Source organism: Aliirhizobium sp. YIM B11859, from assembly GCF_057163345.1.
The window spans coordinates 296,958-315,463 of the sequence record NZ_JBXHAY010000002.1 but is presented as its reverse complement, the minus strand read 5'-3'; the positions used below and the strand labels follow the sequence as shown (position 1 = coordinate 315,463).

The 18,506-nt window shown below is 61.4% G+C and carries 17 protein-coding genes; 6 read left to right on the top strand and 11 right to left on the bottom strand.

The window, feature by feature from the left end; all coding sequences use genetic code 11:
• Window positions 1-76: 76 nt before the first annotated feature.
• Genes AC2GXZ_RS07805 through thrC form a run of 4 tightly spaced genes read right to left on the bottom strand, consistent with a single transcriptional unit; the run spans window position 77 to window position 6,335 of the window.
• Window positions 77-2,983: an EAL domain-containing protein gene (locus AC2GXZ_RS07805; protein ID WP_483758589.1), complete on the bottom strand. Its 2,907-nt coding sequence runs from the start codon at window positions 2,981-2,983 to the stop codon at window positions 77-79.
• Complete coding sequence (locus tag AC2GXZ_RS07800; RefSeq protein ID WP_483758588.1) at window positions 2,980-3,591, bottom strand: GNAT family N-acetyltransferase; 612 nt, start codon at window positions 3,589-3,591, stop codon at window positions 2,980-2,982. The genes AC2GXZ_RS07805 and AC2GXZ_RS07800 overlap by 4 nt, the downstream gene beginning before the upstream one ends.
• A gap of 30 nt (window positions 3,592-3,621) precedes the next feature.
• Complete coding sequence (locus tag AC2GXZ_RS07795) at window positions 3,622-4,917, bottom strand: M16 family metallopeptidase (protein ID WP_483758587.1); 1,296 nt, start codon at window positions 4,915-4,917, stop codon at window positions 3,622-3,624.
• Window positions 4,918-4,940: 23 nt separating this feature from the next.
• Entirely contained in the window at window positions 4,941-6,335 is a 1,395-nt protein-coding gene (gene thrC / locus AC2GXZ_RS07790; protein ID WP_483758586.1) for a threonine synthase, read from the bottom strand.
• A 213-nt stretch (window positions 6,336-6,548) separates the two neighbouring features.
• On the opposite strand from thrC, the gene AC2GXZ_RS07785 reads away from it, so the two are divergent.
• Together AC2GXZ_RS07785 and AC2GXZ_RS07780 are read left to right on the top strand one after the other, a co-directional pair.
• Window positions 6,549-7,028 carry a PilZ domain-containing protein gene (locus AC2GXZ_RS07785; protein ID WP_483758585.1) on the top strand — a complete coding sequence of 160 codons (480 nt, stop codon included), beginning with the start codon at window positions 6,549-6,551 and terminating at the stop codon, window positions 7,026-7,028.
• A 150-nt stretch (window positions 7,029-7,178) separates the two neighbouring features.
• Entirely contained in the window at window positions 7,179-9,968 is a 2,790-nt protein-coding gene (locus AC2GXZ_RS07780) for an autotransporter outer membrane beta-barrel domain-containing protein (RefSeq protein ID WP_483758584.1), read from the top strand.
• A 10-nt stretch (window positions 9,969-9,978) separates the two neighbouring features.
• On the opposite strand, the gene AC2GXZ_RS07775 is transcribed toward AC2GXZ_RS07780, so the two are convergent.
• On the bottom strand, window positions 9,979-10,668 hold the full coding sequence (locus AC2GXZ_RS07775) for an HAD family hydrolase (RefSeq protein ID WP_483758583.1): 690 nt from the start codon (window positions 10,666-10,668) through the stop codon (window positions 9,979-9,981).
• A 108-nt stretch (window positions 10,669-10,776) separates the two neighbouring features.
• Window positions 10,777-11,466 carry an ArsR/SmtB family transcription factor gene (locus tag AC2GXZ_RS07770; protein WP_483758582.1) on the bottom strand — a complete coding sequence of 230 codons (690 nt, stop codon included), beginning with the start codon at window positions 11,464-11,466 and terminating at the stop codon, window positions 10,777-10,779.
• Between the two features lie 115 nt (window positions 11,467-11,581).
• Here AC2GXZ_RS07770 and AC2GXZ_RS07765 point away from each other — a divergent pair, with 115 nt between their 5' ends.
• Together AC2GXZ_RS07765 and AC2GXZ_RS07760 are read left to right on the top strand one after the other, a co-directional pair.
• Entirely contained in the window at window positions 11,582-11,923 is a 342-nt protein-coding gene (locus AC2GXZ_RS07765) for an NIPSNAP family protein (protein WP_483758581.1), read from the top strand.
• Window positions 11,920-12,267: an antibiotic biosynthesis monooxygenase family protein gene (locus AC2GXZ_RS07760; RefSeq protein WP_483758580.1), complete on the top strand. Its 348-nt coding sequence runs from the start codon at window positions 11,920-11,922 to the stop codon at window positions 12,265-12,267. Before AC2GXZ_RS07765 ends, AC2GXZ_RS07760 begins: the two co-directional genes overlap by 4 nt.
• A gap of 6 nt (window positions 12,268-12,273) precedes the next feature.
• On the opposite strand, the gene AC2GXZ_RS07755 is transcribed toward AC2GXZ_RS07760, so the two are convergent.
• From AC2GXZ_RS07755 to AC2GXZ_RS07745, 3 genes are all read right to left on the bottom strand, one after another.
• A complete protein-coding gene (locus tag AC2GXZ_RS07755; protein ID WP_483758579.1) occupies window positions 12,274-13,914 on the bottom strand; it encodes a Na+/H+ antiporter in 1,641 nt (546 codons plus the stop codon).
• Between the two features lie 116 nt (window positions 13,915-14,030).
• A complete protein-coding gene (locus AC2GXZ_RS07750) occupies window positions 14,031-14,519 on the bottom strand; it encodes an ankyrin repeat domain-containing protein (protein WP_483758578.1) in 489 nt (162 codons plus the stop codon).
• Window positions 14,520-14,760: 241 nt separating this feature from the next.
• Window positions 14,761-15,156, bottom strand: coding sequence for a BA14K family protein (locus AC2GXZ_RS07745; protein ID WP_483758577.1), 396 nt, complete (start codon window positions 15,154-15,156; stop codon window positions 14,761-14,763).
• 237 nt (window positions 15,157-15,393) lie between these two features.
• On the opposite strand from AC2GXZ_RS07745, the gene AC2GXZ_RS07740 reads away from it, so the two are divergent.
• Window positions 15,394-16,524 (top strand): DNA methyltransferase, encoded by a 1,131-nt coding sequence (locus tag AC2GXZ_RS07740; protein ID WP_483758576.1) that lies wholly within the window; start codon window positions 15,394-15,396, stop codon window positions 16,522-16,524.
• A 116-nt stretch (window positions 16,525-16,640) separates the two neighbouring features.
• Here AC2GXZ_RS07740 and AC2GXZ_RS07735 read toward each other — a convergent pair whose 3' ends face one another.
• Window positions 16,641-16,937, bottom strand: coding sequence for a hypothetical protein (locus AC2GXZ_RS07735; RefSeq protein ID WP_483758575.1), 297 nt, complete (start codon window positions 16,935-16,937; stop codon window positions 16,641-16,643).
• A gap of 169 nt (window positions 16,938-17,106) precedes the next feature.
• Between AC2GXZ_RS07735 and AC2GXZ_RS07730 the strand changes: the two genes are divergently transcribed.
• The gene (locus tag AC2GXZ_RS07730) at window positions 17,107-17,865 is read left to right on the top strand and encodes a S24 family peptidase (protein ID WP_483758574.1); all 759 of its coding nucleotides are present in this window, start codon (window positions 17,107-17,109) and stop codon (window positions 17,863-17,865) included.
• Window positions 17,866-17,884: 19 nt separating this feature from the next.
• Here the strand turns inward: AC2GXZ_RS07730 and AC2GXZ_RS07725 are convergent, their stop codons facing one another.
• Complete coding sequence (locus AC2GXZ_RS07725; RefSeq protein ID WP_483758573.1) at window positions 17,885-18,499, bottom strand: HAD family hydrolase; 615 nt, start codon at window positions 18,497-18,499, stop codon at window positions 17,885-17,887.
• Between the last annotated feature and the right edge of the window lie 7 nt (window positions 18,500-18,506).

Here is an 18,506-nt window from a genome sequence, read left to right as displayed (position 1 = left end):
GGGGAGGGTTGGGAGGGGTTTTTCTTGCGACGTATTGAGGGCGGCGTGTTCTGAATTCAAAGCCGCGCCATCAACCTTACGCCCTTTTCGTCAGCGGAAACCGCTCCTTCAGCAGCCGTAGCATCGCTTCGCTGGTCGCCGGTGGGCCGAACAGGTAGCTCTGGCCGAAATGGCAGCCCATCTTGGCGAGTTCCATTGCGTCCTCGTCGGTCTGGATACCTTCCGCCACGACCGTCATTTCCAGCCCGCGGGCCATGGCGACGACGGAGCGCAGCAGGATGGAACCCCTTTCGCTCATGTCGCCGACAAGCGTCTTGTCGAGCTTGATCATGTCGAACGGGAACTGGGTGAGATAGGAGAGCGACGAATAGCCGGTGCCGAAATCGTCGAGCGCCAGGCTCAGGCCCGTCTCTTTCAGCTTGGCGAGGATCAGCCTTGCCTGTTCCGGGTTTTCCATCATCAGCGACTCGGTCAGTTCCAGCTTCAGCTGGGCCGGATTGACCTGCGTCTTGGAAAGAAGCGCCCGCACATCGTTATAAAGATCGGCATTGAGCAGCTGCGCGCTCGACAGGTTGACCGACACGAAGATCGGCACTTCGCCGGTCTGTTCCTGCCACGACACGAGGTCGGCCGCCGCCCGCTCCATGGCGAACACGCCGAGCGGGCCGATGAGATCCGACATTTCCGCGATCGGAATGAATTCCGCCGGCGGAATGGCGCCGCGCTTGGGGTGGTCCCAGCGCATCAGTGCCTCGAAGCCGGCAATTTCGCCATCCTTCAGCCGGATGATCGGCTGGTAGGCGAGCGACAGCTCCTTGCGTTCGATCGCTCGGCGAAGGTCGGTCTCGATCTGCAGCCGGTCGGTGCCGGACGTGCGGAAGATCGGCCGGAACGGCTCGACCTTGTTCCCGCCGCCGCGTTTGGCCCGGTACATCGCAAGTTCCGCATCGGCAAGCAGGCCGGCAGCGCTTTCCTGCTGGTCGACAAACGAGGCAAGCCCGATCGAGGCCGTCAGCACGATCTCCCGCGCGGCATAGTTGATCGGCACCATGATCGCCTGCGAAACCGCATCGGCGAAATCGGCGATCTTGGCCGGGTCGCGCTCGGAAACGAGGATCAGGCCGAACTGGTCGCCGGCAAGCCGTGCCAGCGTATCCTGCGGCTTCAACAGCCGTCGCAGGCGTCGCGTCAGCGCGATCAGCATGTTGTCGCCGGCGGCAATGCCGAGACTGTCGTTGACCTGCTTGTAGCGGTCGATGTCGATCGCCATCACCGTCGGCCGCACGCTGTCGCCGCTTGCGGCAAGCGTCAGCACGCTCTGCAGCCGGTCGAGGAAGATCTGCCGGTTCGGCAGGCCGGTCAGGTTGTCGTGCAGTGCATCCTGCAGCAGTCTCTCGACCGAGTTCTTCTGCTCGGTCACGTCGATGATCGTGCCGACGCAGCGGATGATCTCGCCATTGGAGCCGAGCACCGGCCGGGCGCGGATCTGCAGCCAGTGGAAATGGCCATCTTCGGCGCGGATACGGAATTCGTGATGCAACCGCCCGCGGCGATGTTCGAGCAGCACGTCGAGCGTGGCGCGGAACCGGTCGCGGTCGTCGGGATGCAGCCGTGGAACCCAGTTGCGCACCGGCCCGTGCATGGCACCTGTCTCAAGCCCGAGCCGGCCGGAAATATCCGGCGTGGTGATCACCCGGTCGCGCGCGACATCCCAGTCCCAGACGGTGTCGCCCGAGCCGGTCAGTGCCAGCGACTGACGTTCGAGATCGGAAAACAGCCCCTGCTGGTAGGCCCCTCCGGCAAAGGCGTGCTGCATCACGGTGAAGCCGATCAGCAGAACGATGAGAACCAGACCGCCGCCAAGCGCCGGCTGGATAATGTCATTGTCGAGCTGTCCCGTCACCGTCAGCCAGCCGCCGAACAGCCAGACGAGGATCAGCGTCCAGGTCGGCACCAGCAATATCGCCCGGTCGTAGCGGTTGAAGCCCAGATAGATGATCAGCAGAATGCCGACAGTGCCGGTCAGCGCAAACGACAGCCGGGCGATACCCGACGCAACCGACGGGTCGTAGATCGCCACGCCGCCGAGCAGCACGAGACCGACCACCCAGGCAAGCGTCGCGTAACCGAGATGCACGTGCCAGCGGTTGAGATTGAGATAGGTGAACAGGAAGATGACAAGCGAAGAGGCGAGCGCCACCTCCGCGCCCGCCCGCCATATGCGCTGGTCGCTGGAGGTAATCGTGATCAGCTTGTCGAGAAAACCGAAGTCGACGCAGATATAGGCAAGCACCGCCCATGCGAGTGCCGCCGCCGCCGGCAGCATCGAGGTGCCCTTGACGACGAACAGGATGGTCAGAAACACCGCCAGCAGCCCGGCAATGCCGAGCACGATGCCGCGGTAAAGGGTGAAGGCGTTGACCGTGTCCTTGTAGGCATCCGGTTGCCAGAGATAGATCTGTGGCAGGGAAGGGGTGGCGAGCTCGGCGACGAAGGTGATCGTCGCACCCGGATTGAGCGTGATGCGGAACACGTCGGCATCGGGGCTCGATACCCGGTCGAGCGCAAAACCTTCCGATGGCGTGATCGCGATGATGCGCTGCGAGCCGAGATCGGGCCAGAACACTTTCGAGCCGACCAGCCGGAAATGCGGCGCGACGATGACCCGCTCCAGCTGTTCCTCGGAAACGTTGGAGAGCGCAAACACGGCCCAGTCACCCTGGTGGCTGGGTGAACTGGATCTGACCTCGATACGCCGGCGGATACCATCGGCACCGGCTGCGGTGGAAACCTGGAAGGCCTCGCCCTGGTTGGTATAGATGTCGGTCGTCGCCGTCAGGTCGAGGGCCGTGTCGTCGCGGGAAATCTTCACTGGTTCGGCGGCACGAGCACCGGCCATCCCGACCGTCAGCAAGGCAAACAGGGCGATAAGCAGGAACTTCAGGCCGAAAGCCCGGTACGCAATACGCAAATCTTCGGTCATGGCTTCATCATTTTCCCGAATTCGCCGTCTTCCGGCAACCGGGAAAACATCATGTGGTCGCGCCACTCGCCGTTGATTTTGAGATATTTCCGCAAAAGACCTTCCCGTTCGAAGCCGGCCTTTTCAAGAAGCCGGATGCTCTTCCCATTGTCCGGAATACAGGCTGCCTCGATCCGGTGCAACTGAAGTCCGCCATAGATATAGGGGATTGCCACTCTCAATGCGGCCAACATATGGCCTCGGCCCGCATGTTTTTCGCCCATCCAGTATCCGATCATGCAGCTTTGCGCCGCTCCACGGCGAATATAGCCGATTGTCAGGCCGCCGAGCAGCACCATGTCGTCGGCCCGGAAAAGCAGCATGGGAATGGCAAGACCTGCCGAGCATTCCTGCGCGCTGCGCATCACCCGGGCGCGGTAGGAGGCCTCCGTCAGTTCATCGGCGCGCCAGGTCGGCTCCCACGGCTGCAGGAAGCTGCGGCTCTCGGACCGCAGCCTATACCACTGTTTATAGTCGGAATTATGCGGCAGCCTGAGCAGATGCTCCGGGCCGGATAGTTCCGGCGTGTCCGGATGTCGGGACAAGAACCGAAACACCGACCTTGCCATTCTGCTGCCGCTCCCGCGCTGAGTGCCGGATCAGCCGGCCGCTTTTGTCTTGATGACGGGGGACGACAATGCGGCCGCAATCTCCGACATCGGCGCCAGCTTCTCGATCGGCCCGACAGCCGAAAGCGTCGGCACGGTATCGAAGAACAGCCGCCCGGCAAGATCGGTCAGCCGCTCGGTTGTGATGCCGGCAAGCCTCTCCATCATCTCCTCATTGGGGATGGAACGACCATAAAGCATCATCTGGCGGGCGATCTGGCCGGCGCGTGCCGCCGGGCTTTCCTGGCCCATCAGCAATTGCGCGCGGATCTGCGCCCGGGCGCGGTCGATTTCCACCTGATGGATGGTGTCGGCCGACTTGTGCAATTCGTCGATGATCACCGGGATCAGCTTCGGCAGGTCGTCGCTGCCGGTTGCCGCATGAATGCCGAAAATGCCGGTGTCGGAAAAGCCCCAATGGAAGGCATAGACCGAATAACACAGCCCGCGATGCTCGCGCACTTCCTGAAAGAGACGTGACGACATGCCCCCGCCGAGAATGTTGGCGAGGATCTGCGAACAGTAGAAGTCGCGCATATGGTAGGCCTTGCCCTCGAAACCGAGCAGGACCTGGGTGTCCATCAGGTCGCGTTCCTCGCGCACGTCACCGCCGATATAGCGGGCGGCGTCGAAAACCGGCGGTGCGCTCGGCGTGGTCGGCAGGCCGGCAAAGCGTTCCTCGACCTGCTTGACGAAAGCATCATGATCGACGGCACCGGCAGCCACGACGAACATCCGGTCGGTCGTGTAATTGCGCGAGAGATAACCGCGGATCTGCGACGGCGTAAAGCTTTTCACCCGTTCCGGGGTACCGAGGATGGCCCGGCCGATTGTCTGGTCGCGATAGGCGATTTCCGAGAACCGGTCGAAGACGACATCGTCCGGTGTATCGTTGGCGGCCCCGATCTCTTGCAGGATGACGTTTTTCTCGCGTCGCAGCTCTTCCTCGTCGAATGCCGATTCCGTCAGGATGTCGGCCAGGATATCGACAGCAAGCGGCACGTGATCCTTCAGCACGCGGGCATAATAGGATGTCGTTTCGGTCGAGGTCGCGGCATTGAGCTCGCCCCCGACATCCTCGATCTCCTCGGCGATGTCGCGGGCGCTGCGGCGCGCCGTCCCCTTGAAGGCCATGTGCTCGAGCAGATGGGCAATGCCGTGCTCGGCCTCGGTCTCGTTACGCGAACCGGACTTGATCCACACGCCGAGAGCCACGCTTTCCAGATGCGGCATGCTTTCGGTGACGACAGTCAGCCCGGAGGGGAGCCGGGTAATCTCTACATTCATTTTGGAACTCTCTGGCGCCATCGTTACTTGGCCCGGGTACGGCTGCCGATGAAGGTTTCGACGGCCTTAAGCTCCGGTTCAAGAATGTCGAAGCGCTCCTCCCTTTGCATAAGATCAGACAACCATGATGGAAGTGCCGGATCAATTCCGCAAGCGGATTTTACCGCAGCCGGGAATTTGGCCGGATGCGCGGTCGAAAGCGTCACCATCGGACTTCCTGCCTTGGCATTCTTTGCGGCGACGAAAACGCCGGTCGCCGTATGCGGGTCAAGCAGGTAGCCGGTCGAGGACAGGATCTCGCGGATCGTCGCGGCAACCTGCTTTTCGGTCGCGCGGCCGGCGCGGAACTCGCGCTTGATCGCCTTCAGCGGCTTTGCCTCGATCTCGAAGGCGCCGGACTGTTTCAGCCCGTCCATCGAGCGACGCACGGCGGCTGCATCGCGGTCATAGGCCTCGAACAGCAGGCGTTCGAAATTCGACGAGATCTGGATGTCCATCGATGGCGAGGTCGTCGCCTTGACGCCCTTCATCTCGTAGCGGCCGGTCTTCAGCGTCCGGGCAAGGATGTCATTGTCATTGGTGGCGATCACCAGCCGGTCGATCGGCAGGCCCATCTTCTTGGCGACGTAGCCGGCGAAGATATCGCCGAAATTGCCGGTCGGCACGGTGAACGAGATCTTCCGGTCCGGGCTCCCGAGCGAAATGGCCGAGGTGAAGTAATAAACGACCTGGGCCATGATGCGGGCCCAGTTGATCGAGTTGACACCCGAAAGCTTGACCCGCTCACGGAAGGCTGCGTCGTTGAACATCTCTTTGACGAGGTTCTGGCAATCGTCGAAATTGCCCTCGACCGCAATCGCATGCACGTTGGATGCGGTCGACGAGGTCATCTGCCGCTGCTGCACCGGAGAAACCTTGCCATGCGGGAAGAAGATGAAGATGTCGGTGCGCTCGCGGCCGGCAAAGGCGTCGATCGCTGCCCCGCCCGTATCGCCCGACGTGGCGCCGACGATCGTCGCCCGCTCGCCGCGTTCAGTCAGGACGTGGTCCATCAGGCGCGCAAGCAGCTGCATTGCCACGTCCTTGAAGGCGAGCGTCGTGCCATGGAAGAGTTCGAGGATGAAGTCGTTCGGCCCGACCTGCACCAAAGGCACCACGGCCGGATGGCGGAAAGTGGCATAAGCCTCGTCGATCATCGCCTTCAATTTGTCGTCGGAAATCTCTCCGTCGACGAAGCGCGACAGGATTTCGAAGGCGATATCCTGGTAGCTCTTGCCGCGCAGGCCACGGATCTCTTTCTTCGAAAGGGACGGCCATTTGCGCGGGACATAGAGCCCGCCGTCTTTTGCGAGCCCCGCCATGAGTGCATCACGAAAGCCGAGAGCGGGCGCAGTGCCCCGGGTAGAAATGTATTCCACGACGTTGAATCCCTGATCGATTTTTGTTCCGACCGCTGATATAGACTATCGAAATCGGCGGTGAAAGACCGGAATACGACGGGTCGGTACCGCCTTCGATAACGAAGCTGCAAAGGGTTGAGTAACGTGGTTGGCAAGTTCTCTCGCGGTTTTATGGCGGTCTCACTCGCAGCTCTTTTGGCAGGCTGCAATTCTGCTTCGCAGGGGCTTGATATGAGTGCCAACGCATCGGCTGCCGCCGCTGCCCCGGCCGTGGTTCAGGCCTATTGCCCCCAGGTCGTCATGCTTGAGCAGAACGCCGTCTACCGCGTTTATGCCAAGGGCGGCCAGGATGATCCGAGCAAGCTTCTCTATCAGGCATCCTTCAACGACGTGACGCGTCAATGCACGGCAAACGAGACGACGATGACCATCAATGTCGTCGCCCAGGGCCGTATCGTCCAGGGTCCGGCCGGCACGCCGGGTTCGCTGACGCTGCCGGTCACGGTCGATGTCGTCGATGGCGACAACGTCATCTATTCGCAGAAGGTGGCTTTCCCGGTCAACATGCCGGCCGGCGGCTCGCAGTTCATCTTCTCCAAGGCCGACGTGCAGATCCCCAACGCCCAGGGCGGCGCCTCGCGCTTCACCCGCGTCCGCCTCGGCTTCGATAACGCCCCGGCCAAGCCTGTTCGCAAGGGCAAGCGCGTCTAAGCGACGGGCGCCATCTTATCGTCTGAAAATGCAGGCCGCTCCGGCATCGGAGCGCCTGCTGTTAAACATCCGTTAACCATAATTCCTTAACTCATATTAGCAGATCGTTAAGGGCGCTTCGCCTTTAATCGAGGTCTGGGTGAGGTGGGAATGGCTGGTCCAGCGATTTCGGCAGGCGCAAGACGGCGCCTCAAGCTCTGCACGGCGATCGTGTCGCTTGCGTGTCTGCTGCCTGCTGCCGTCTCGGCACAATCCGCCTGGACCGGTGCTTCCGACAATGATTTCGCCAACGGCGCCAACTGGACCCCATCTGCACCCGGCGCAGGCGATGCCGCAGCGATCGGCTCCGGCGTTCCGACTGTTTCCACCAATGCCACGGTCGATTCGGTCGACGTCACCGGCGGCACGCTGCATGTCGATGCCGATCTTTCGGCCTCGGGCGGCACGACCCTTGCCGATCCCGGCCGGATCGAGATCTCCACCGGTGGCCAGTTGACCTCCGATGTCGAGATGTCCGGCGGCAATCTCGCCAATTCCGGCACGCTTGCCGGCACCCTGCACATGACCGGTGGCGAGACCGTCAACGATGGCACGATCACGGGCAAGACCACGCTCGACGATGGCAAGCTGACCAACAATTTCGTCGTCAGCGATGTGGATGTCGAGGCGGCCGCCGAATTCGTCAACAATTCCGGCGCCAGTGCCGGCGATGTAAAGAATGCCGGTACCGCGTCCAATGCCGGCTCGATCGCTTCGCTGGAAAATACCGGCGGTTCGTTCACCAACAATAGCGGCGGCACGATCACCGGTGACACGGTCGTCACCGGCGGCACGGTCACCAACAACTTTGTCGTCACCAATGTCGATGTGATGGCGGCGGCGATCTTCGTCAACAATACGGGTGCGACCGCCGGCGATGTCACCAATGCCGGCAATACGTCGAATGCCGGCACGGTTGCCTCGCTGACCAATGCCGGCGGCACCTTCACCAACAATGACGGCGGCACAGTGACCGGTGATACGGTGATTGCCGGCGGCACAGTGACCAACAATTTCGTCGTCACCTATGTCGACGTCATGGCGGCGGCGATCTTCGTCAACAATACGGGTGCGACCGCCGGCGATGTCACCAATGCCGGCAATACTTCGAATGCCGGCACGGTTGCCTCGCTGACCAATACCGGCGGCACCTTCACCAACAATGACGGCGGCACGGTAACCGGCGATACGGTCGTCACCGGCGGCACGGTGGTCAACAATTTCACCGTCACCGACGTGGATGTCGCGGCGGCCGCCGCCTTCGTCAACAATTCCGGTGCGACGGCCGGCGATGTCGTTAATGCCGGCACGGTTTCCAATGCCGGCACGATTGCCTCGCTGACCAATACCGGCGGCACTTTCACCAACAACGAGGATGGCACGATCACCGGCGATGCGACGGTCATCGGCGGCACGCTGGTCAATGACGGCACGGTCGGTGGCGCAATCGATATCGGCACGGACGGCGTGCTTGCAGGCTCCGGCACGATCGGCGGGTTGACCGTCGGCGATGGCGGCACATTTGCGCCGGGACCGGGCATCGCGACGGTCGCCGTCAATGGCGATGTCACCTTCGAAAAGGGATCGACCTATCAGGTGGAAACCGATGCGGCCGGCACGTCCGACCGTCTGGATGCTTCCGGCACGGTGACGATCAACGGCGGTACGGTCGAGGTTCTGGCCGGCGCCGGAACCTATGCGCTCGACACCAGCTACACGATCCTGACCGGCGACAGCGTCAACGGCATCTTCGACGACGTGACCTCGGATCTCGCCTTCCTCTCGCCGATCCTCACCTACGATCCGACGTCGATCACCCTCGACCTCTATCGCAACGACGTCGATTTCGCCGATGTCGCACAGACCGCCAATACCCGCGCCACGGCCAACGCCGTCCAGTCGCTCGGCACTGAAAATTCCGTCTTCCTGGGTGTTCTGCCGCTCAGCGCCAATGGCGCCCGCGACGCGTTTTCGCAATTGAGCGGTGAACTGCATGCCTCGCTGAAAAGCCAGCTGATGCAGCAGGCGGATCTGGCCCGCGAAGCAATTCTCGACCGGATCAATGGCGATATTCCCGCGCAACAGACGGACGGCGGCGCAAGCGTCTGGATGACCGGCATCGCCGCCTCGGGCCGCATCGACGGCGATGGCAATGCCGCCGGGATCGACAGCCATGCGGCGGGCCTGTTTGCCGGTTTCGATGGCGATATCTCGGATCACTGGAAAGTCGGCGGACTTGTCGGTTATACCAATGCCTCGGCCGGCCTCGATGCCGACTGGGACAGCTACCATGCCGGCCTCTATGCCGCAGCGGCATGGGGCGGGCTCAATTTCACCGGCGGGGCGATCTATTCGAGGAACGAGATTTCGACGACCCGTAATCTTGCCTTCGGTACGTTCGAGGATGAGCTGCAGGCCGATTATTCGAGCGTCACCCGCCAGGTCTTTGCCGATCTCGGCTGGCGCGAAAAGCTCGGCCCGGTAACGCTCGAACCCTTTGCCAATCTCGCCTATATCAATCTTGATACTGATGGTTTTGGTGAAAAGGGCGGGGCAGCAGCCTTGTCGGCAGGTGGCGGCACGGATGATGTGACGCTGACGACGCTCGGCCTCAGATGGGCAGCAGATATCGGCAATGCCGATCTGCCGGCAAGTTTTTCCGGCATGCTCGGCTGGCGCCATGCGATCGGTGACCTGACGCCGTCGACGCGGTTTGCGTTTTCGACCGGCAGCCCGTTCATCATCGAGGGCGTCTCGCTGCCGCGTGACACGGCCGTTGTCGAAGCCTCGCTTTCGGCGCAGGTCTCAAGGACCGCGCGGGTGAAGCTGACCTATTCCGGCGAATTCGCCAAATCCTTCGCAAGCCACGCTGCGAAGGCAAGCCTCGTCGTCGATTTCTAGATTTTGACGGTCAGATCGCTTCGGCCCATTCGCCGAGCGCTGCAACCGTGGCCGGCAGATCCTGCATGCGCGAGATCACCGTCGCAGCACCCGCATCGGTCAGCCGGTCGGCATGGCTCGGATAGCTATGCGACGCGCCGGTGAAGCCGATGACACGCATGCCGGCCGCCCTTGCACCATGGATGCCATGGGTCGAATCCTCGATGACGAGGCAGCGCGACGGGTCGACGCCGAACTGTTCCGCGCCATGCAGAAAAATGTCCGGCTTCGGCTTTACCCGATCGGGTCCAAGATCCTTGGCCGAATAGATATGTGGTGCGAAATAGGGCTTCAGGCCGACCTTGGTCAGCATCATGTCGAGCCGCGCGCTGGACGAATTGGAGCAGATGCAGCGCTGCGTCGTCAGGCGGGCAAGCGCGAAGCGAACGCCGTCGATGATCTTCACGTCGCGCTGCAGCCGGGCGTCGAGCAGCTTTTCCGACTTGTCGAGCAGCGAGGCGGACAGCGGAATATCGGCTTCCTTCTCGACCGCCAAAAGAATGTCCTTCCAGGTCAGGCCGGCAAACCGTTCGCCCATTTCCTCGACGCTGATCGGATAACCGGCTTCCGTCAGAAGCCGTGATTCGACCTGGGCTGCGATGATTTCGGAATCGACGAGCACGCCGTCGCAATCGAAGATGATGAGGTCGAAACCGCTCATGTCTGAAATACCTTTTGGGACAAGTCAGGCGGGGTTCTAGCGGAAGCGCCGCGCAAGCTCAACCGGCTGGGCCGCATGGCAGGGTAGAGCGAAGCGGGAAGCTGTCGGCTACTGCATATCGAGCGGAAACTGCAGCAGGAACCGTCGCTCGCCTTCGGATGTGAAGATCACCGCCCGGCTTTCGTCGCTGCGCCGTGCCCAGCCCTGGTCGAACATATGCGACAGCAGCGCCTTGCCGAGCGTGCCGGCCAGATGCGATCGCCTTTCACTCCAGTCGAGGCAGGATTTGCACAGCGGACGGCGGTTGGCCGCAAGCCGGGAAAGATCGATGCCGAAGGCCGCAAGCTGCTCTCGGCCCTTTGCCGTGACCGACAGGTTCTCGCCATCCGTCTCGATCTCGCCGCGGCAGACGAAACTGTCGAGCATCCGCACACCGTAATCGCCGGCCAAATGATCGTAACAGACCCGCGCCTTCCTGAGTGCCGGATCCTTCGGTCCCGGCCGGTAGCGCAGATGCCCGCGGCTTGCGGCAAACCCCATGATCGTTTCGAGCAGTGCACCCGTCGCCGCATCGGCGAGCGTGAAATAGCGGTGTCGTCCCTGCTTGCGCTGAACGATCAGCCCGCCATCTTCGAGCTTGGCAAGATGCGCACTCGCGGTCTGCAGCGTCACGCCGGCCGCCTGCGACAGCTCGGTCGCCGTCAGCGCCTTGCCGCCGATCAGTGCCGTCAGCATGTTGGCGCGGGCGGGATCGCCGATCAGTGTGCCGATACGGGCTATGTCCGGTCCTTCCTTCATGCCGCGCATCATCCCATATCTTTAGCCTTCATACTTCGATCGTAGCCGAAGCATCCCTGCGCGACAACATGGCAGAAACGGTGGGTCACGAGGACATTCAGTCAAGGAAAATGCCATGATCACCTGTTTCATCCGCTACGAGATCGACCCGTTCAAGCAGGACAAGTTTGCCGACTATGCGCGTGCCTGGGGCCAGTCTATCCCGCGCAACGGCGCCGACCTGATCGGTTATTTCGGCCCGCATGAAGGCTCGGCCACCACCGCCTACGGCGTCTACAACATCGAAAACCTTGCCGCCTACGAAGCCTATCGCGCAAGGCTTGCCGCCGATCCGCTCGGCCGGGAGAATTACCAGTTCGCCAAACGCGAGCGCTTCATCCTCAAGGAAGATCGCATCTTCCTGAAGAACATGTCGCTGCCGCATGGAGCGCCAATGAGGGATTTGCTAAAGCCATGATCGCCGTCATCTTCGAAGTCGTGCCCTTCATGGGCGAACGCCACCGTTATCTCGATCTCGCCGGCGACCTGCGATCCGAACTGGAACGGATCGACGGCTTCATCTCGATCGAGCGTTTCGAGAGCCTGACCCTTCGCGGCAAGATCCTGTCGCTGTCCTTCTGGCGCGACGAGGAGGCGGTGAAGGCGTGGCGCAATGTCGAGGCACATCGCGCCGCCCAGCAGGCTGGCCGCAACGGCGTCTTTGCCGATTACCGGCTGCGCATCGGCCATATCCTGCGCGACTACGGCATGTTCGAGCGCGCGCAAGCGCCGCAGGACAGCCGCGACGTGCATGCGGCTTAAGAGGCCTCAGGCGCTGTAGCGCGCCTCGGCGAGGTCGATCTCGCGAATGAGCTTGCGGGCAATCTCTTCGGACACTTTCCGGGCGCGGCTCAGGCGAAAGATCTCGTCGCGCTCGGCCCGGAGTGCTGCAAGCCTCAGCCGCCTGTCGGCCTCTTCCATGCGCCGCACCTCTTCCGCTTCGTCGCCGATCTTGGATCGTCCATCGATACGCTCGCGGTAAAGCTCCATCAGCCTTGTGCCGACATGGCCGTAGAGATCGGCATCCGTGCGCCCCTCGCTCATCGCGTGCTGCAGCTTCTCGATCATCCGGATCGCCGCTTCGGACGATGCGATCCGTGCCAGATCCTCTTCCTTGTGATGATCGGCCTCGGGCGGCAGTTCGATATCCTTCAACAGGAAGGGCAGGCCGATACTGGCGGCAACCAGCGAAACGATGATCACGCCGGCGGCAAGAAAGATCGCCAGATCACGGGCCGGGAAGGGGGTGATACCGTCATCGAGGAAGAAGGGCAGCGTCAGCACACCGGCAAGGGTGATTGCCCCACGCACGCCGGCAAGCGAGGTGGCGACCAGCAGCTTCCAGTGCGGCTTGCGGAGCGCCTCACCACGCCGGGCGGCCCGGAACATGGTGAAATGCAGCGACACCCAGACCCAGGCGAAACGCAGGATGGCAAGCGCCAGATTGATGGCGATGACGTAGCCGATCATCCAGATCGGATCGATATGGCCGGTTTCCGTCACCACGCGTGCGGCACCCGAAACGATGCCCGGCAGCTGTTCGCCGAGCAGCACGAACATCGTGCCGTTCAGCGCGAACTGCACCGTATCCCACACGGCATTTCTGCGGACACGGGTGATGGCGAGTGCCTGGCCCCTCAATTCCGCGTAACTCATGGTGATGCCGGCCGCGACGGCAGCGAGAATGCCCGAGCAATGCAGGTGTTCGGCGATCAGATAGGCGCCGAATGGGATCAGCAGGCTGATCAGGATCTGCGCACCCGGCTCTTCCCCGAGTTTTCGCGAGACCGTATCCTTCACCTTCACCACCAGCCAGGTGACGATGAAGCCGATGGCGATACCGCCGATCGCCACCCACAGGAAGGTACCGACCGCATCGGTGACCGAAAAGACGCCGGTCACGGCCGCAGCGACAGCAAACCGCATGCAGACCAGGCCGGATGCGTCATTGAGCAGCGATTCCCCTTCGAGAATGTGCATCAGTCGCGGCGGAATGGTGACGCGCTGGGCGATCGCTGAGACGGCGACCGGATCGGTCGGCGAAACGATCGCCGCAAGCGCGAAGGCGACGGCCAGCGGCATGGCCGGGATCATCCAGTGGATCAGAAGACCGACGCCGATCACGGTGAACACGACAAGTCCCAGCGCCAGTTCGAGGATCACGCCCTTGTCGCGGAACAGGCCTTCCTTCGGGATACGCCAGCCATCGAGAAACAGAAGCGGCGGCAGGAAAAGCAGGAAGAAGATATCCGGCTCCAGCACCACTCCGCTGCCCGTCACCCCGGCAATCGCCGCCCCAAGCCCGATCTGGATCAGCGGCAGGGGGATGGGCAGCGGCAGCATGCGCGAGATCGTGCCGCTGAGAATGACCGCGACAAGCAGGACGAGGGCTATGGTGATGCTATCCAAGTCTTCAAATACCTATTTTATTCGCAATAGCGCTTTGAATAGGAAAGGCGGGGAGGGGATGCAAGGACGAAAGGCCTGTAAACGCCTGACACCACGCCTGCGGAATCACATCCGTGTCATTGTCGAGCGCCGGCCTCGATCAGCAGTTCCTTCAACGCGCCGTCATCGCGCTGTCGCGCCAGGGACAGGGCTGTCTCCCCACGATTGTCCTTGGCGTTGACATTGGCGCCGGCCTCGACCAGCGCTTCGATGACGTCTTCCCGGTCGGGCTCCGTCATGTTGACGAGCAGCGGCGTGCGGCCATCCTTGTCCCGCGCCTCGAGATTACCGCCGGCCGCCACGATCGCGGTGACAGGTTCGGGTTCCGAGATGATGTGCAGAAGCGTGATGCCTTCATCATTGGCGGCGTTGACATCGGCGCCGTTTGCCAGAAGCAGTTGGAAGATTTTCGGTTCGAAGTAACTGTCTTGCAGGTTCATCGGCTGGAAAACGAATTCGCCGATGGACGTGGCAAGCTTCGGTTCGGTCTTCAGCATCGCCGCCACCATGGCGGCGTAGCCGGTTTGAACGGCATCATGGAATTTTCCGATGTCGGCGTCGGTCATTGCCAGGGCTCCATTGCTTGTCAGCAAGAGTGCCAGCATCAGTCTCGCCGCGCAGGACATCGCTGGGACCCGGTCCCATGCTCTGGACATCTCGAACATTTTTCACCGGCCTATGCCTGCCAGCGCAAATAGCCGGGCTGCGGGTGCCACTCGGTCCATCCCCTGGTGACCTATGGAAGATGGTGGCCTTCGACGTGCCGGCGGGATCATGCCCCGCCCTTTTCAGGCGGGGCCGATTGCCTTAGCGGCAGACGCGACGGGGCCCGGAACTCGGCTGATAGGTATTGTCGGAAGCCCGGTAGGAGCGATAGCGCGAAGCACAGCTGCCCGAACGGTTCTGGGATGCGATGGCACCGCCGATGATCGCGCCGGCAGCCAGACCGCCGATGATCGCGCCGGTATTGTTCCGGTGATGTCTGTGACGGCTGTAGCGGTGGTGGCGATCACGATGACGATCGTACCGGCGGACGTGATGGCGATCGTGGCGACGGACATGGCGGCGATCGTCGCGGACCTGCTGAATGTCGGATCGGCTCTCGATATTCGTCACTGGCGCTGTGGGGAAAGCCTGGGCGGGTGCGACACCCGTGAAAGCGGTAACGGCTGTTACGACAAGAATTGCAATTTTTCTAAACATTCGTCTTCCTCGGTTGGAAGGACGATATAGAGCGGCGCTCCTCCTCTGGTAGAGCGTAGGGCAACTTCTCTGTTTGTTGATCTGCTTTTCCGACCATACCCTTGTTCGCAGCGTCCACCTGCCGGGCGATTTCGAAAACTTTTCCCGAAATGTGGCGATGGTTCAGCTTTTGGTAACCAGAATAGGTAACCATAACAGTCAGTAAATTCGTTTTATGTATAGCGTAGCGAGTGTGAAATGGCTGCAGTTTTTCCGCTGGCCGACCTGAAAAAACAGGTTCGTCCGGACGCATGGGTTAACTCCATCATCAAGGGTGATTGCGTTGCCGCTCTCGAGGCGCTGCCGGACCATTCGGTCGACGCGATCTTTGCTGACCCGCCATACAACCTCCAGCTCGGCGGCACCCTGCACCGTCCCGATCATTCGGTCGTCGACGCCGTCGACGATGCCTGGGACCAGTTCGCCTCCTTCGAAATGTACGATGCCTTCACCCGTGCCTGGCTGCTCGCCTGCCGTCGCGTTCTCAAGCCCAACGGCACGATCTGGGTGATCGGCTCCTACCACAACATTTTCCGCGTCGGCGCGATCATGCAGGACCTGAATTTCTGGCTCCTGAACGACATCGTCTGGCGCAAGGTCAATCCGATGCCGAACTTCAAGGGCCGCCGCTTCCAGAATGCCCATGAGACGATGATCTGGGCCAGCCGTGACGCCAAGGCCAAGGGTTACACCTTCAATTACGACGCGCTGAAGGCGTCCAACGACGACGTGCAGATGCGCTCCGACTGGCTGTTCCCGATCTGCTCGGGCGGCGAGCGGCTGAAAGGCGATGACGGCAAGAAGGTCCACCCGACCCAGAAGCCGGAAGCCTTGCTTGCCCGTGTCATCATGGCCTCGACCCGGCCGGGCGACGTCATTCTCGACCCGTTCTTCGGCTCCGGCACGACAGGTGCGGTTGCCAAACGCCTCGGCCGCAACTTCGTCGGTATCGAGCGCGAGCAGGATTATATCGATGCGGCCTCGGCCCGCATCGAGGCGGTCGAGCCGCTCGGCAAGGCCGAATTGACTGTCATGACCGGCAAGCGTGCCGAACCGCGTGTCGCATTCAACGTGTTGATCGAGGCAGGCCTTCTCAAGCCCGGCCAGGTTCTGACCGACGCAAGACGTCGCTACAGCGCGATCATCCGCGCCGACGGTACGCTTTCTTCCGGTGGCGATGCGGGTTCGATCCATCGCCTCGGCGCCAAAGTACAGGGCTTCGATGCCTGCAACGGATGGACCTTCTGGCACTTCGACGACGGCCAGGCACTGCGTCCCATTGATGAACTGCGCGTCGTCATTCGCAGCAATCTGGGCAAACTCGACTGAGCCACCAGTCGAGCCAGATGACAGGTTTCCTCTTCCGGTTTTTGTACCTCTAGTCCCGGAAGAGGATAATCGGCGCCCGGGCGGCTGTGCCCGGGCGCCATTTTTTTGTCGCCGGTTCAGAAAAAGCGTGTCCGCCGCAGCCGCGCACGGTCGGCAAGCAGGCTGCGGACACTCGCCAGATAGATGCCCGTCTCCGTCACGCTGATCCGCACAGACCCATCCGCCTCGAAGGTTTCCACCGTCGTGTCGATCACTGCCCCGTCGAGATAATCCGTCACCACGGAAAACTCTCGGCCTGAGCGCAAGACCGTCACGTTCTTCCGCAGCCCGTCCTCCATATCGAAGGCAAAGCTCTCTTCGAATTTGTCGGTTGATATCTCGACTGTCTCTGAGATTCTGTCAGGATGATGCATGGAAGCCTGCTTGGCGCATATGATGTTGCTATATCAGGAAAGACCACTTGCGGTTGCGATCCGTCCGGATAATCTGAATAAGAAGCCGTTCCAGCGATGGTGAAATCCTGTTGAGATTAGTAAAATGATTTTCACCTGTAAACCAATTTCCACCCAGGGTTACAATTAGATGAAAATTCTACTCTCGGACGATGTCGCAGGTAGGATCGAAACCAAGCTCGCCAAGTTTTCGCGTAGCTGGGCGAGACTTAACCTCGATCCCCTGCGGCAAACGGTGTGTTTTAAGGTGCTTGTCCTGTGCGAAATGCTTGGCGGCAGGACGATGGCTGCAGAAGCTGCCGAACTGGCAGACAACACGCTCGACAACTATCGTCACGGCAAGAAGGACCCGACTTTCGCAACCTTGCATCAGATGGCGGACAAGGCTGGAATTGCGGCGCGTTATCTGGGGGGGGAATGGTTTTTCGAGGTCGACAGCATCCGGATCGATCTGTCTCCGGCTTTTGCGGCCGGCGCGATGCCGCCGGGCATGATGGACAATCCGCCCCAGCCCTATCTGCATGGTTATGACGAGATCAGCCCGTCATCCGTGGCCGCGGGCGCGATCGAGCAATATTGGGCAAGGCTCGGGCTTGATCCGGCGTCGCTTTCGACCGTGCTGGCGGAAGGCGACAGCATGATGCCGACCATTGCCGATCACGCGCCGGTTTTCCTCGACAGCGGCGATCGCGATCTTGCCGATGGCGGGATTTACGCGATCAGGACCGATGGCAGGCTGATCATTCGCCGCGTGCAACGCCTGATCGGCGGCGGGCTGCAACTGCTTGCCGATAATTCGAGTGCCTATCCGGCCCAGGAAATCGACGAGAAGAGCCTCGCCGGTTTAGAAGTCGTCGGCCGTGTGCGCAGCGCCGCCGTCGCCTGCTGACACGGCGGTTCTGGCGAAATTAGATCGCCACCCCGTGGGCAATCAGGTCCCTGCGCAGCGTTTCCGCGTCGGTGAAGTGAACCGCCTGCCAGCCGGCGGCCCGTGCACCTTCGACATTGACCATCGTATCGTCGATGAAGATCGATGTTTCCGGTGTGAGGTCGAAATCCTTCGCATGTCGCTCGTAGATCGCCACGTCCGGCTTGATCAGCCCGATCTCACCCGACACAGTCACGCCCCGCGTGGCATTGAGAAACGGGAATATCTTCCGTGCCTCGACAAACGTGTCGGCCGCGAAATTGGTCAGCATCGTGACATCATGCCCCTTGTCGATCAGTTCGAGCATCAGCGCCACCGAACCGTCATAGGCATGCGGCACCATTTCGTGCCAATGCTTGCGAAAAGCGCGGATGTGATCTTCGCGGTCAGGGTGTTCGGCAATCAGCAGTGCCTCGGCTTCTTCCCAAGTCCGGCCGCGATCCTGTTCCACGTTCCAGTCATGGGTGCAGATGTTCTGGAAGAACCATTTGCGCTCTTCGGCATCGGGGATGATGCGGCTGAAGGGAAGGTTCGGATCGTAATGGATGAGAACCTTGCCGATATCGAAGACGATATGGTCGATCTGGCCTGCCATGATGTTT